At 71.2% G+C, this 12,847-nt stretch carries 15 protein-coding genes; 10 read left to right on the plus strand and 5 right to left on the minus strand.

Translation table 11 applies throughout. The features are described 5' to 3' along the window. Positions 1 to 553: 553 nt before the first annotated feature. Positions 554 to 784, minus strand: coding sequence for a DUF397 domain-containing protein (locus tag ACZ3HL_RS37700; protein ID WP_465536264.1), 231 nt, complete (start codon positions 782 to 784; stop codon positions 554 to 556). Between the two features lie 5 nt (positions 785 to 789). After that, positions 790 to 1,674 (minus strand): helix-turn-helix domain-containing protein, encoded by an 885-nt coding sequence (locus ACZ3HL_RS37705; protein ID WP_465536266.1) that lies wholly within the window; start codon positions 1,672 to 1,674, stop codon positions 790 to 792. Between the two features lie 281 nt (positions 1,675 to 1,955). Between ACZ3HL_RS37705 and ACZ3HL_RS37710 the strand changes: the two genes are divergently transcribed. Genes ACZ3HL_RS37710 through ACZ3HL_RS37720 form a run of 3 tightly spaced genes read left to right on the plus strand, consistent with a single transcriptional unit; the run spans position 1,956 to position 3,283 of the window. Continuing rightward, positions 1,956 to 2,393: a hypothetical protein gene (locus ACZ3HL_RS37710; RefSeq protein ID WP_465536268.1), complete on the plus strand. Its 438-nt coding sequence runs from the start codon at positions 1,956 to 1,958 to the stop codon at positions 2,391 to 2,393. Next, positions 2,390 to 2,947: a DUF4254 domain-containing protein gene (locus ACZ3HL_RS37715; RefSeq protein ID WP_465536270.1), complete on the plus strand. Its 558-nt coding sequence runs from the start codon at positions 2,390 to 2,392 to the stop codon at positions 2,945 to 2,947. The genes ACZ3HL_RS37710 and ACZ3HL_RS37715 overlap by 4 nt, the downstream gene beginning before the upstream one ends. A 30-nt stretch (positions 2,948 to 2,977) precedes the next feature. Beyond that, complete coding sequence (locus tag ACZ3HL_RS37720) at positions 2,978 to 3,283, plus strand: hypothetical protein (protein ID WP_465536272.1); 306 nt, start codon at positions 2,978 to 2,980, stop codon at positions 3,281 to 3,283. Positions 3,284 to 3,293: 10 nt separating this feature from the next. On the opposite strand, the gene ACZ3HL_RS37725 is transcribed toward ACZ3HL_RS37720, so the two are convergent. After that, positions 3,294 to 3,497, minus strand: coding sequence for a hypothetical protein (locus ACZ3HL_RS37725; protein ID WP_465536274.1), 204 nt, complete (start codon positions 3,495 to 3,497; stop codon positions 3,294 to 3,296). A gap of 222 nt (positions 3,498 to 3,719) precedes the next feature. Between ACZ3HL_RS37725 and fxlM the strand changes: the two genes are divergently transcribed. The 6 genes from fxlM to ACZ3HL_RS37755 all read left to right on the plus strand — a co-directional run bounded on the left by fxlM (position 3,720) and on the right by ACZ3HL_RS37755 (position 10,953). Beyond that, positions 3,720 to 4,967 (plus strand): methyltransferase, FxLD system, encoded by a 1,248-nt coding sequence (fxlM, locus tag ACZ3HL_RS37730; RefSeq protein ID WP_465536276.1) that lies wholly within the window; start codon positions 3,720 to 3,722, stop codon positions 4,965 to 4,967. A gap of 43 nt (positions 4,968 to 5,010) precedes the next feature. After that, positions 5,011 to 5,190: an FxLD family lanthipeptide gene (locus ACZ3HL_RS37735; RefSeq protein ID WP_465536278.1), complete on the plus strand. Its 180-nt coding sequence runs from the start codon at positions 5,011 to 5,013 to the stop codon at positions 5,188 to 5,190. A 90-nt stretch (positions 5,191 to 5,280) separates the two neighbouring features. Further along, complete coding sequence (locus ACZ3HL_RS37740; protein WP_465536280.1) at positions 5,281 to 8,409, plus strand: lantibiotic dehydratase; 3,129 nt, start codon at positions 5,281 to 5,283, stop codon at positions 8,407 to 8,409. Next, positions 8,406 to 9,608, plus strand: a complete 1,203-nt coding sequence (locus ACZ3HL_RS37745) for a lanthionine synthetase C family protein (protein ID WP_465536282.1) — start codon at positions 8,406 to 8,408, stop codon at positions 9,606 to 9,608. The genes ACZ3HL_RS37740 and ACZ3HL_RS37745 overlap by 4 nt, the downstream gene beginning before the upstream one ends. Next, complete coding sequence (locus ACZ3HL_RS37750) at positions 9,590 to 10,570, plus strand: thiopeptide-type bacteriocin biosynthesis protein (protein ID WP_465536283.1); 981 nt, start codon at positions 9,590 to 9,592, stop codon at positions 10,568 to 10,570. Before ACZ3HL_RS37745 ends, ACZ3HL_RS37750 begins: the two co-directional genes overlap by 19 nt. A 146-nt stretch (positions 10,571 to 10,716) precedes the next feature. Continuing rightward, positions 10,717 to 10,953, plus strand: coding sequence for a hypothetical protein (locus ACZ3HL_RS37755; protein ID WP_465536285.1), 237 nt, complete (start codon positions 10,717 to 10,719; stop codon positions 10,951 to 10,953). 46 nt (positions 10,954 to 10,999) lie between these two features. On the opposite strand, the gene ACZ3HL_RS37760 is transcribed toward ACZ3HL_RS37755, so the two are convergent. Next, positions 11,000 to 11,485, minus strand: a complete 486-nt coding sequence (locus ACZ3HL_RS37760; protein ID WP_465536287.1) for a hypothetical protein — start codon at positions 11,483 to 11,485, stop codon at positions 11,000 to 11,002. A 60-nt stretch (positions 11,486 to 11,545) separates the two neighbouring features. Next, a complete protein-coding gene (locus ACZ3HL_RS37765) occupies positions 11,546 to 11,977 on the minus strand; it encodes a hypothetical protein (RefSeq protein ID WP_465536289.1) in 432 nt (143 codons plus the stop codon). 234 nt (positions 11,978 to 12,211) lie between these two features. Here ACZ3HL_RS37765 and ACZ3HL_RS37770 point away from each other — a divergent pair, with 234 nt between their 5' ends. Then, a complete protein-coding gene (locus ACZ3HL_RS37770; protein ID WP_465536291.1) occupies positions 12,212 to 12,832 on the plus strand; it encodes a hypothetical protein in 621 nt (206 codons plus the stop codon). The last annotated feature ends 15 nt before the right edge of the window (positions 12,833 to 12,847 follow it).

Raw genomic sequence — 12,847 nt, forward strand, 5'->3', positions numbered from 1 at the left:
CCCACCACCTACCCCTACCCCACCCCCCCTTACAATACGCAAAACCCCCACCACCGCACGCCCCCGCGGCCCCCTACTTATGGGGATTGCCCCCCCCCCCCCCCCCCCCCCGGGTACTGGCCACCTACGGGCCGAGGCCGGCGAAGGCGATAGCGGTGGCCCAACTACAACTTCGGCACCGGTGGCGTCATCGCGGCAGGCGAGATCGTCGCGGGCTTGCTCTCGAGCGAAGTGAAGTGCTCGCCCGGCGCTGTCCCGATCGGGCGGGATTGCTACTACGTGATTTTCCATTCCAACATTCAGGCGATCAACAACGCCCTACTCGCCCACCCAATGACCAACTAGCGATCCGACTGCGAGAATGCCGGGACCCTTGCCTTACGCATGGCCTCACCAGCCACGATGTCAGGCGAACCAGCCTTGGCCGGGCTGTGCCGCGGGCGGCGAAGGTGGGGCATGATCGGTGAGGAGCACGGCAGCGCTCGAACGGGGATTGCCCCCGGCCAGTTCAGATGGCCGGGGGCAGTCTTGCAGCTCGTCGGCTGGTGCGCTGTCAGTCCTCGATGTCGAACTCGCCGTTACGGGCGCCGCGCAGAAACGTCTTCCACTCGTGTTCGGTGAAGGCCAGGATCGGGCTGGCGTCGCCGAGTTTGGTGTCGCGCACGCCAATCAGGCCAGGCACGGACCCGACCTCGACGCAGCCGTTTTCTCCGCCCTGGCTAAAGCTGGCCTTGTGCCAGTTGGTCGCGGCGGCGAGGGCGTTAACGGCGTCCTCGTACCTCATGGTGATCACAGTTCCTTTGCTAGCTGGCGGATGAACGCCGGGGAGTCTTCCGGTTTGGTGGCCTGGACCCGCAACCGGGTCAGGGCGTTGCGGTAGCGGGTGATCTCCTCCAGCTCTTCGTAGTAGTAGCCCTTGACGAGGGTCTCCACGTACACGCAGCCGGGGTAGTTCTCCAGTTCCGGGGGCGCGGAAATCAGCGTGAAGGTGCCCTCGGTTCCAGTGTGCGCGCCCGCGTCCAGCGGGACGACCTGCACGTCCACGTTCGGACGCTCGGCGAGTTCGGCGAGGTGGTGCAGCTGGGCGGTGGTGATCTCGCGGCTGCCGACGACGCGGCGCAGCGCGGCTTCGTCGATGACCCGCCACACCTTTGCCGGGTGCTCCCGTTCCAGGACCTCGCGCTGGCGGGCCATGCGCAGGTCGACCAGCTGCCGGATCTCCTGGGTCTGGTTGGCGGGCAGGTCGGGGTAGCCGGCGCGGATGACGCCTTCGGCGTATTCGGGGGTCTGAAACAGGCCCGGCGGGACCAACGCGTCCCAGCCTTCGATCTGCGGAGACGAGGACTCCAGGCCGAGGAACAGGTTGAAGTAGCTGCGCACCGATGGGCCGAAGCCTATCCACCAGTCCTTGCCGCGCTTGGCCCGCTCGCGCAGGTCCTGGAAGAACTCCGCACGCTCGCTCTGGCCGTAGAGCTCCAGCAGCTTGTCCAGCTCCAGCGGTTTCGGCAGCGACCGGCCCGCCTCGATGTGGCCGATGCCCTGAACGCTGCCCTTGGTCGCCCGCGCCGCGTCCTCCCGGCTAATGCGCCGATCCTCGGGCTGGGCTTCGCGCATCCGCCGCATCTCGACGGCGAACCACCACTTGAGCGCGGTCGGGCTCTGCGTTGGCGCCACCGCGGCCTCCTCTCCCAGCTGGGCGTTCGGTGTCAGACAGTGTCCGGTCATAGCCAAGGATCATCCAATCGGAGCACTTACATTTTGAGCATGCTCAGATGTAGCGTGCTCACTATGACCTGGCTCACTGTGAAGCAGGACGTTACTCGGTCGCGGTGGCCTGAGCAGGGACGCCCCACCTCGTCGGACAAGCCCGGAGTCGCCCCGACCGGCGGCGGCCCCGGGCTTGCCCCCGACTGGCCCGGGCCCGCTGCCCCCACCTGCGAAGAAGTGGTCGTGCGATGACCGCGACCCTGTCCGCACCGAGGAAGTCCGTGGCCGAGCTCGTGCACACGGTAACGCGGGTACTCCGTGGCGAGGACCGCTACGGCGCGCTGGTCGCCGAGCTGCAGACCGCACGGCTGGCGCCGGCGGTGTTCGTGCCCGGCATCGAGCACCAGGCCGCTGCCGCGATCATCGCTGCGGGGCTTCCGGGTGTGGCCTACCGACGCCGGACGCTGCAGCGCCGCCTGGACGAGCACCTGTTCCTCAACACCGACGCCCGGACCGGGGTCCGGGTGATGGCCTGCTGGGACGACCAGGCGGCCCGCATTCGGATGCACGTCGCCGAGATCGGCACAGCCCAGCTGTGGGACCGGATCGTCATTCACTTCACCGAGTGGGAGATCAACGGCCGCCCAGTACCCGGCGCGGCCGCCGTGCCGGAGGCGGCGTCGTGACGACCGTGATCATCGATCCGCCGGGCGCTAGGACAGAGACCGTGCCGGTGTCGCTGCCCCGCGCAGCGGCTGTGGTTCGCGCCTTCGGCACCATCCCGCCGGGCGGCTACCGGCATCCGGTCCTGGCTGCCGCCGCGGCGCTGGCAGCCGAACATCGGATGCGCGCTGGAGTTCACCAGATCGTCGGTGATCCCCGGGCCGACGATCCGATGGTCGCCGCGGCCGCGCGGACGGCGCGTTCCCGCGACACCGCCTGTGCGGTGCTGGTCGACCGGATCGACCGCTGGTCCGCCACCGAACTGGCCAAGGGCCGCGCGGGCGTGCTGCACACCGAGTCGCTCGGACAGCTCATCGACCGGATGGTGACGGTTTGGATGCGCGGGCAGCTACTGGCCGACGCCCGCGTCGAGGCAGGCGACCCGCGGGTGCGGGTCGCGTCGGCCCAGCTCGGTGAGCTGGGCCGCGCCTACGACGACCTGGTCACCGATCTGCGGCTGGGACGGCGCCGCCTTCCGGCGCTGCAGATGCCTACCGGGCCGTCTGGAATGGCGTGAACCGCGATGGAGGGGGCGAATATCCGGCCGATGGCGGGGGTGATAGGCGCGGCCGACAGCCCGGCCGGGCGTACCGCCGAGGCGATCAACGATCTGACCCGGCACCTGCCCGAGCCCGGCGCACCGGCGGTCTGCTCGACCTGCCCGGGACGGTTCTGGCCCTGCGACTACTTCCACGACGCGGCTCGTCGCGTGCACACAGCGCGGCTGCGGGTCGGCGACGTCGTCCCGTTGGAGCTGCACTCCCGCTTGTGGCCGCCGCGCGCGAATCCGGCATCGCCCGGGGCGCGTGCGTGGCCGTCCGACGCCCCTGATGAGGAGACCGACCGTGGATGAAGTCCTGAGCTCAGCCCTGCAGAGCACGGTGTTCGGGCGGCTGGATTACCTCGACCGGCTCGCCCACGAGGGCGACGAGCCGGTCGAGGCCGCCCTCGCCGACACCGAGATCACCCGATTGACCGGGGCGTGGCGGAGCCTGCTGGCTGCGCATCAGCCGGACGAACGCGGCCGGTGCCCGCAGTGTTCGGGATGGCGGCGGTCCCGCCGCCATCCTTTGCTCGGTGTGGAGCATCGCCCACCAGCACCTGTTCGCCGCCGACGGCCTTCCCGCCGGCCGCGCTGGCAGGCACGCGGCTGCCACCGGCCGGTCGACCGTCGCGGTGCTGGGGGCTTCCTGACCGGGGGCGCGCCGTGGCCCCCGACGCGGCGTGCCCCTGGTCCACCGAGACACACAGGCCCACAAACTGTCAGACCTCTCTGAAAAGGTAATCTAGTGAACACACTCCGACACGACGACGTCAGCGCCGCCAAGCTTCGCGATGCCTTGGTCGACAAGCTCCTCGCTAACAAGATGATCACCTCGCCGGAGGTGGAGAGGGCTTTCCGCACCGTGCCCCGGCACCTGTTCGTCGCCGAGGGCACACCGTTGGACGTCACCTACAACGTCGATAACTCGGTCGCGATCAAGCGTGACCCGGATGGCGTGATCATCTCCTCTACCAGCGCTGCGTACATCCAGGCCCGGATGATCGAGCAGGCCGGGCTCGGTCCGGGCATGAGTGTGTTGGAGATCGGGTCCGGCGGGTTCAACGCCGCCCTGCTGGCCGAGATCGTCGGCCCGGACGGGCGGGTGGTCAGCGTGGACATCGACTCGGAGGTGACTGACCGCGCCCGCGACCTGCTGGAGCAGACCGGATACGGCAACCGGGTCGACGTGGTGCTCGCCGACGCGGAGAACCCGTTGCCGGGGCTTCACGAGCCGTTCGATGCGATCTTGGTGACGGTCGGGGCGTGGGACCTGGCGCCGGCGTGGTTGGAGCATCTGTCCGAGGGCGGCACGATCGTCGTTCCGTTGCGGATGAACGGAATCACCCGTGTCATCGGCTTCCGCTGCGAGGGCGACCACCTGGTGAGTACCTCGTCCGAGGTGGCCGGATTCGTCCCGATGCAGGGCGAGGGCGCCCGCGACGAACGGGTCTTCCTGCTGCCCGACCGCAACGGTCACCACGTCAAGCTGCGCTTCGAGGGCGAGGTGCCGGCGGAGGTGAACCTGCTGGATGGGGTGCTGGCGACCGAGCGGACCGAAGCCTGGTCCGGCGTCACGATCAAGCACGGCGTGTCCTTCGCCGACCTGCACCTGTGGCTCGCCGTATCCCTGCCCGGCTTCTGCAAGCTGGCCGTAGACGAGGGCACCGACCTGGCCGCCGAACGCAAGGGCTGGTTCCCCTTCGGCGTGGTGCACGGCGACTCGTTCGCCTACCTGGCCGTCCGGCCCATTCCCGAAGGCGGCGGAGCGGAGTTCGGCGCGCGTGCCTACGGAGCACACGGCCACGCCGCCGCCACCGCGATGGTCGACCAGATCCAGGCATGGGACCACCAAGCCCGCGACCGCGAACCCGCCTTCACCTACTGGCCGACCGGCTCCGACCGTCCCGAGTTCGGCGAGGACACGGCCGTGCTGGTCAAGACGCACGGCGTGGCCACGATCTCCTGGCCACCGGCGGCCGACGCCGCTCGGTGACCAGGGAGCCCTGCACAACCCAGAGAAGTGAGGAGAGATCCGAATGTCAGCAGCACTGGCCGTCGAACCCGTCGACGTGGTCGACGATGCGGAGTTCGAGCTGGACATGCGCGTGGTGGAGTCCACCACCAAGCTCGTGATCATGATGTGCGACACGAGCGACGGGTGCGGCAGCACCTGTAGCACCAGCGCGTGCACCACGTTCTCCAACGACCCGCTCTGATCCAACGCTGCCGTCGGCGTCCGAGTCAGCCTTGGGCGCCGACGGCCAGGCGCTGCCCTTGATCGTGACCGGTGAGGAGAGCCAATCGCGATGACCGTGTCCCCGCGCTATGAGCACACCGGCTTTGTCCTGGCCCGCGTCACCACCGATCCCGGCGATCTCGACCCACCGACACAACTGAACCCGGCCGACCCGACCGCGGTGGAACGGGAAGGCCGTGCGTGGCTGGGGAAAGTGTGGGCGCGCCCAGAGGTCCGAGACGCCCTGGCACTGGCCAGCCCCGTCCTCGGCGCTCGCCTCGACCAGATCCTCGCCGACGAGACCGCCTCGCCCACGGCCAAGGAGCTGCGGCGCGCCGTCGTATCCGTGGCGACCTACCTGCTGCGCTGGCAGCGGCGGGCAACACCCTTCGGCTTGTTCGCCGGAGTCACCGCGGCCGGTATCGGACCGGCGGCTGCCGAGGTCGGCACGGGGCATCGGGCCGTGGCACGAGTGGACGGCGAACGGCTGACCACGCTGATCGACCGGCTCGAACGGAACCCCGACCTGCGCCCGAGCCTGACGGTCGTGGTGGACGACGCGCGGTTCGTGCGCGATGGACGCGTGATCGTGCACCGCCGCGCCGAGGTCGGCGCGTCCACTCCCGGGCCGCTGCGGGAGTCCTCGGTGCGGCTCACCCGTCCGGTGCGGTTCGTCTTGGCCGCGGCCGGTTCGCCGATCCGCTTCGACACCCTCGCCGAGCAGATGACCGGCGAGTTCCCGTCCGCGTCCCCCGGCAAGATCGACACACTGCTGGACGGGCTGGTCGACGCCGGTGTGCTGATCACGAGCCTGCGGCCGCCGATGACCAGCGCCGACGCCGTGGCCCACTTGACCCGCGCTCTGCGCGCGGCCGGAGCGGACACCCTCGACGGGGTCGCCGCCGATCTGCGCGAGCTCGACGCGATCAGCGCCGACCTGGCCCGGCACAACCGCACCCGCAATCCGGATGAGGAGAGGGGAATCCGGACGGAGGCCGCCGCCCGGATGACCGGCCTGGTTCCCGGCGCCGGTCCTGCTCTGGCCACCGACGTGCGCATCGACGCGACGATCACCGTCCCGGAGCGAGTTCTCGACGAGGCCGCGCGTGCCGCCACTGTGCTGCTGCGGACCAGCACGCAACCCTTCGGGACGGCCACGTGGCTGGACTATCACGCCCGGTTCCTCGCCCGCTACGGTCCCCGCGCGCTGGTGCCGGTGCGGGACCTGCTCGCTGACTCCGGCCTCGGCTACCCCGCCGGCTACCTCGGTGCGCCCCGCGCCCGGCCCGCGTGGCGGGTGATGACCGACCGCGACGCCGCCCTCCTGGCGTTGATCCAGCAGGCCACCCTGTCCGGAGCACCGGAGATCGAACTGACCGACACCGACGTCGAGGCGCTGACCGTCGGGGAGCACGCCGACGTCGTCCCGCCCAATCGGATCGAACTGGGCGTCGAGGTGCGCGCCGCGTCGACCGCGGCGATCGACCGCGGCGAGTTCCGGCTGCGGGTCACCGCCGCGCCGCCCGCGCACACCAGCATGGCCGGCCGGTTCGCCTACCTTCTGGACGAGGCTAACCACACCCGGCTGGCCGCGACCTACGCCGCCCGACCGGCGGATCAGGACGGGCCCGACGTGGTGGCGGTACAGCTGTCCTTTCCGCCGCGCCGCCCCCACAACGAGAACGTGGTGCGGGTGCCGCCGCTGATCGGCGATGTCGTGTCGCTGTCGGAGCACCCCGATCCGGGGCGCCCCGGCCTGACTGTGGTCGGGGTGGACGGCCTGGCGGTGACCGCCGACGCCGAGCAGATGTACCTGGTGCAGGTCTCCACCGGAAGGCGGGTGATCCCGCGGATTCCGCACGCCCTGGACACCGTCGCGCAGAGCCCGCCGCTGGCCCGGTTCCTCGCCGAGGTCGCCGACGCCCGCAGCGCGGTGTTCCGCGGATTCGATCACGGCGCCGCCCGCGTCCTGCCCTACGTCCCGCGCATCCGCTACCGCCGCACCGTGCTCGCCGCCGCCCGCTGGATCCTCCCCAGCAGCGACCTCGACGTTCGGCCCGGAGCCCACGACGGGCAGGAGGCGTTGCGGGCGTGGCGGCAGCGGTGGCGGGTACCGGCACGAGTGGTCTTGGTCCACGGGGAGCTGCGGTTGCCGCTGGACCTCGACCAGGAGCTCGACCGCGCCCTGCTGCACGCCCGCCTGGACAGAACTGACCGGGTCGAACTGCACGAGGACGGCCCGCACGACGGCCAGGGCTGGATCGGACGGCCGGCGGAGCTGCTGATCCCGATGACCGCGCTCTCCCCGCCCGCACGGCCACTGCCCGCCACTGCGGCGCCCGGAGCCGCCCTGCAGCCCGGTGACTCCGCCGTGGTGCACGCGCAACTAGTGGGCAACCCGGCGCGGTTCGACGAGATCCTCACCGCGCACCTGCCCCGGTTCGTCGCCGCACTTCACGACCCGCGCAACCCGGGCGGCCCGGTCGAGGCGTGGTGGGTGCGGCGGCACCGCGACATGATCCGGCCCGAGACCGATCAGCACCTCGCCGTGTTCCTGCGCCTGACCAGCCCCGAGCAGTACGGACCGGTCGCCGCCCGGCTGGCCGCGTTCGCGGCCGACCTGGACTCCCGCGGGCTTCCCGGCCAGCTCACCCTCGCCCCTGCGCCGCAGCACCACGCCCGCTACGGCGACGGACCCGCACTCACCGCGGCCGAGCAGGTGTTCGCCACCGACACCACGGCCGCCATCGCCCAGCTCGCCGCGGCGCAGGCGGCCGGGATTCCCGCCCAGGCCCTGGCCGCAGCGTCGATGGCACACCTGGCCGCCTCCTTCGCACCCGATTCGCACACCGGGTACCGGGCGCTGCTCGGATGCCTGCCGCAGGAGCACGGGCCGCTGGACCGAGAACTGCGCAGCCATGCTCTCGCGGTGGCCGACCCAGCTGATCAGTACCGCACTGTTCGCGCGCTACCGGGCGGCGACGCGGTCGCCGCCGCGTGGCGTGCCCGCGACACCGCGCTGCGCGCCTACCACGACGCTCTTGCCGAGCAGGAGCGCGAGCCGGGCGTGGTTCTGCGCACGTTGCTGCACGAGCACCACATCCGCGCCGTCGGCGTCGACCCGACGTTCGAGAAGGAGACCGGACGCCTGGCCCGCGCGGTCGCGCTGCGCCTGCTCGCCCTGGCCGGTGCCCGATGACGCCCGACACGACCCCGCACCCGGAGGGCGACGAGGTGACATTGACTCTCGACGAGGTGGCCGGCCAGTCCCTGGCCCGCGGCGCGGTCGGGGACGCGCTGCTGCACGTCGAACTTGCCTGGACCGGCTCCGGCAGCTGGACCACCGCGCAGGACCACATCCGTCGGGTGGTGGCGGGGCCGGTCGACGCCGCCGACCACGCCGGCCTGTACTACGGGGCGCCCGCGGTCGCGTTCCTGCTGCACGCCGCCGCCGACCGCCACCCCCGCTACCGCGCGGCCAGCCAGACAATGGACGAGCACGTGCTGCGCCTGACCCGGCGACGGCTGGCCACCGCCGCCACCCGGATCGACCACGGCCAGGCCGCCGCCTTCGCCGAGTACGACCTGTTCTACGGGCTCACCGGCATCGGCGCGCTGCTGCTGCGCCACCACGCGGACAGCGACGAGCTGGCCGGGATTCTGCAGTACGTCATCACCCTGGTGACCCGGCCGCGCCACGAGGACGGCATCGAGCTGCCGGGCTGGTGGGTGGCGCACGACCCGGACGAGATCCTGCCGACCCCCGGCGGGCACGCGAACTTCGGCATGGCCCACGGCGCGGCCGGGCTGCTGGCCTTCCTCGCCCTGGCCGCCCTGCGCGGTCGTGTAGTCGACGGCCAGCGTGAGGCGATCGCCGTGCTCACCGGCTGGTTCGACCGGTGGCGCCAGGACGGACCGGAGGGGCCGTGGTGGCCGCAGTGGATCACCCGCGAGGAGCTGCGCACAGGCCGACCCGCTCACACCGGCTCTGGTCGGGCCTTCTGGTGTTACGGGACGGTCGGCATCGCCCGCGCTCAGCAACTGGCCGCCCTGTCCACGGGCGATCCGCACCGTCAGGACGCCGCCGAGGACGCCCTGGCCGCGAGCCTGACCGACGCCCAGCTCGACCGGATCACCGAGCCGGGCCTGTGCCACGGCATCGCGGGGGTGTACCAGACCGCCTACCGCGCCTCCCTCAACGCCCGTGGTTCCGCCCTCGCACGACGGCTTCCGGCGTTGGCCGACCGGCTCGCACGGTCGCCCGGTGACGAGGACGGCGACCAGGCGGACGCGAGCGGGCTACTGACCGGACGCGCCGGCGCGGACCTGGCTCTCGAGACCGCGCGGCGCAGCACGCCGCCTCACACGGGATGGGACGCATGCCTGCTGATCACCTGACCACCACTCACCCGACGCCCGCGCCCACCGGTCTCACCGCCGCCGTGCTGGCGGTGCTCGCCGGTGCCGACCCCGACGCCGTCGCTGCTCGCCACGCATTGGGCCCGGCCGACCTCGACGATGCTGTGCGGACCTACCAGACCGCTGGGCTTGCAGCGCTGGAACGAGAGGCCGAGGACGCCTGGTATCAGGTGCGGGTCCAGTTCACCGACTGGTCGGCCGCCGAGACGGTCGGCGTCACGACGCTCGGACCCGCCCTGGACCGGCTCACCACCGAAGGGGCGGTGGCCGGCTGGTGGTTCCTGCGCAAGCACCCTTGCTGGCGGCTACGGCTGCTGCGCGCGGACACCGCGGCCGTCGCCCGCGTGCTCGACGAGCTGACCGGCACCGGCGTCATCGCGCGCTGGTGGCCGACGGTGTACGAGCCGGAGACCGCCGCTTTCGGCGGCCCGGCAGGCATGGACGCCGTCCACGACCTGTTCTGCGCCGACAGCGCCGGCGTGCTCGACTACCTGCGCCAGGACACTCCCGGCCTCGGCCGCCGGGAACTGTCCATCCTGCTGCTGAGCGGGCTCATGCGCGCCGCCGGGCTCGACGGGTTCGAGTGCGGCGACGTGTTCGACCGGGTTGCCCGGCTGCGCCCCGCACCCTCCGACGCCGACACCGCGCGCATCGGCACGTTAGCCGACAACGTGCGCGTCCTCCTATCGATCCCTAACCTGGCCGACAGCCCGCTGTTCGCCCCCGGCGGGCCGGTCGCGCACGCCGCGCCCTGGCTCGCCGCGTTCGGCACCATGGGCCGGCAGCTCGGTCACGACGCCGCGGAAGGACACCTCGACCGCGGCCTCCGGGCAATCCTCACCCACGTGGTGATCTTCCACTGGAACCGGTTCGGTCTCTCGGCCACCAGCCAAGGCATCCTCGCCCGCTCGGCGACCACGGCCCTGCTGCCCCGGAGCTGACTCATAAACCCCACCAGGCTGGCCGCCAGCGTCCGCCGCTTTCCGCTGCCGGGCCGTCCCCCGGCCGTCCTGCCCGTCGCTGCCCGAGCGGGTCCAGGAGATCGTCGACATCGCCAGCCACGTGCTCGCCCAGGGTGGTCGGCGAGGTGATCGAGTCGGAAGACGGCTACGCCGCAAGGGAAGCACTGCGGTACCGCGAGTTCCCGACCGCGGTGACCGACGGGCAACGCGCCGCGCTCACCGACCTGGTGAACACCTCCGGTCTGGGGATCGGAACACTACCGGAACCTCTCCGGCGGAGCCTGCTGGACTCGACACGGGTCGCAGCCCAGGCGCTGAGCCTGTCACTACAGCAACCGGAGCAACCGGCCATGCGAGCGTGATGGGCCGCCGAACGGACCGAGACTTCGGACGGCCGATCAGTCGCGATCAGGCTCCGGCTGTGGCGTCGACTCCGTCGTGCGGGGTCGCGCGGAAATGCGGTACACCAGCTGGCGCGAGCCGGGAGCCGTCAGCGCCCCGATCTCGTACAGGTCGATCGGCAACCCTGCCTCGTAGATCCGGGCCAGCAGTGCCCGGACGTCGCCGAGGACTGACGAGCTCGCTCACGACGTGGGTGCGAAGCCAGTGCCGGTAGCTCACGATCGGGCCAGTGCTGGACTGCTCGATGGTGGTGCGGCTGTCTGGATCAGCGATCCCGCTGGGTGTCGGGGTGACCTGCGAGACGCCCGCGTCGTCGTGGTTCGCCGAATGAGTCGAAAGGCTGAACACGGCGCCATGTTTGTCGGCGACCGTGCACGTCACGTGTGTCTCGTCCGGGAGGCCTTCCCGGTTCGCGTGATCAACGAACTGGTGTAGATCGGCCACGGTGAACGGCTGGCCGGTCACGCGCTGCTGGCTGACGTTATTGGTCACGGTTGGACACGAAACCGATGCGCACCGTCAAAGGAGGCGATGCTGGACGGATCGCTCCCGTCAGGTCAGCGTGTCGGTGGCGGGCTGGAAATGGGAGGAGCGGGGGCTGACACCGGCGAGCCAGCGGGCCAGGTCGTCGTGCTCGTCGGGGAGGCGGTCGATCTTCTGCGCAAGATCGACGTACAGGGTGGTCACGGCGCTACGGCGGTCGTCGCGCACTTCGCGGGCCGCGTGGTAGACGCCGTAGTCGCTGACGTCGAGGGACATGCGCCCGGCTAGGCCGAAGGCGAGCGCAGGCTCGCGGTCGTGGAAGAACAGCACGCACTGCGGCATTCCGCCGCTGATCTGGACGGCGTAACCGTGTACGACGATGTGGTCTTCATCGTCGTTCTCGACGTTCCGCGGAGCCGGAAGCGCTCGCACGGGATGGACGTGGTCGTAGTTCCGGAAATCCAGCGCGAAAAGCTGGCAGCACCACTCGCAGGTCTTCACTGGGGCAGCCTGCCACATCCCCCGCCAGGCAGGCAGAATCGCCGCCGTTGCGGACATCAGGTCCGCGATGGTGGGTGTTCCCGGCGCTCGCGCGTCATCCGCCCGGGCACCGGGGACCCGGTCCTGCGGTGGTGCTGGTTCGGTCCGGCCCGCGCGGTGCTCAGCGCGGCGGTAACCCGTTCGTGCCGGGCGTGGCGACCGCCGGGGCTGTGCTCCTCTGGTCAGGATGGTCGGATGGGCAAGGGAACACGGGTCCGCGCACGACGTTCGGACGGGTCGGTGGCCGAGGCGTACCGCCACGGCGGTGAGGTGCTGTTCGGCGCCTACTTCGAGATCCAGGCCGCGTCGGGCCTGGTGGCGATGCGGTTCGGCACCGCCAGCCGCAGCCGGGGCGTGTGCCTGCCCCCTGACGATGCTCGCGGCTACGCCGACGCGTTCGAGCAGGGTGCCGGCTACGCGCGCCTGGACCGCACCGAAGTGCTGCCCGCCACCGACTACCCGCGTCCGGACGGCGACGAGGACGCCTGGTTCGAGGCGGTCGACGCCTGGGGCCGTCGGCAGCCGGCGTGGCAGGAAGCGACCGCGGGCACCAACGACCCCAGCGGAGTCGGTGTGGCGAACTGCCACGTCGTGCTTTTCGGCATCGCCCCGTCCGGCGAGCCGCTCTACGTCTTCCTCGCCGCCGAGGACGCCGAAGCACTCGCCCCGCTGCTGCGCCACCACGCCGACAAGGCGGCCGAGATGGCGGAGGCCATGCAGCTGGTTGGCTCGATGGCGGCCGGGATGCCGGGCATCTTCCCCGACCGGGACCAGGTTGGGCAGCTGCTGGCCGGAAAACCCTGGCCACCCGCCTGACTGACGGTCTTAGGC

The organism is Amycolatopsis sp. NPDC000009, assembly GCF_055563465.1.

What these genes read in the sequence shown, in the direction of transcription:
- ACZ3HL_RS37700 (WP_465536264.1), bottom strand. Translation starts at nt 784, where the DNA reads ATGAGGTACGAGGACGCCGTTAACGCCCTCGCCGCCGCGACCAACTGG.
- ACZ3HL_RS37710 (WP_465536268.1), top strand. Translation starts at nt 1,956, where the DNA reads ATGACCGCGACCCTGTCCGCACCGAGGAAGTCCGTGGCCGAGCTCGTG.
- ACZ3HL_RS37720 (WP_465536272.1), top strand. Translation starts at nt 2,978, where the DNA reads ATGGCGGGGGTGATAGGCGCGGCCGACAGCCCGGCCGGGCGTACCGCC.
- ACZ3HL_RS37725 (WP_465536274.1), bottom strand. Translation starts at nt 3,497, where the DNA reads ATGGCGGCGGGACCGCCGCCATCCCGAACACTGCGGGCACCGGCCGCG.
- ACZ3HL_RS37735 (WP_465536278.1), top strand. Translation starts at nt 5,011, where the DNA reads ATGTCAGCAGCACTGGCCGTCGAACCCGTCGACGTGGTCGACGATGCG.
- ACZ3HL_RS37740 (WP_465536280.1), top strand. Translation starts at nt 5,281, where the DNA reads ATGACCGTGTCCCCGCGCTATGAGCACACCGGCTTTGTCCTGGCCCGC.
- ACZ3HL_RS37745 (WP_465536282.1), top strand. Translation starts at nt 8,406, where the DNA reads ATGACGCCCGACACGACCCCGCACCCGGAGGGCGACGAGGTGACATTG.
- ACZ3HL_RS37750 (WP_465536283.1), top strand. Translation starts at nt 9,590, where the DNA reads ATGCCTGCTGATCACCTGACCACCACTCACCCGACGCCCGCGCCCACC.
- ACZ3HL_RS37770 (WP_465536291.1), top strand. Translation starts at nt 12,212, where the DNA reads ATGGGCAAGGGAACACGGGTCCGCGCACGACGTTCGGACGGGTCGGTG.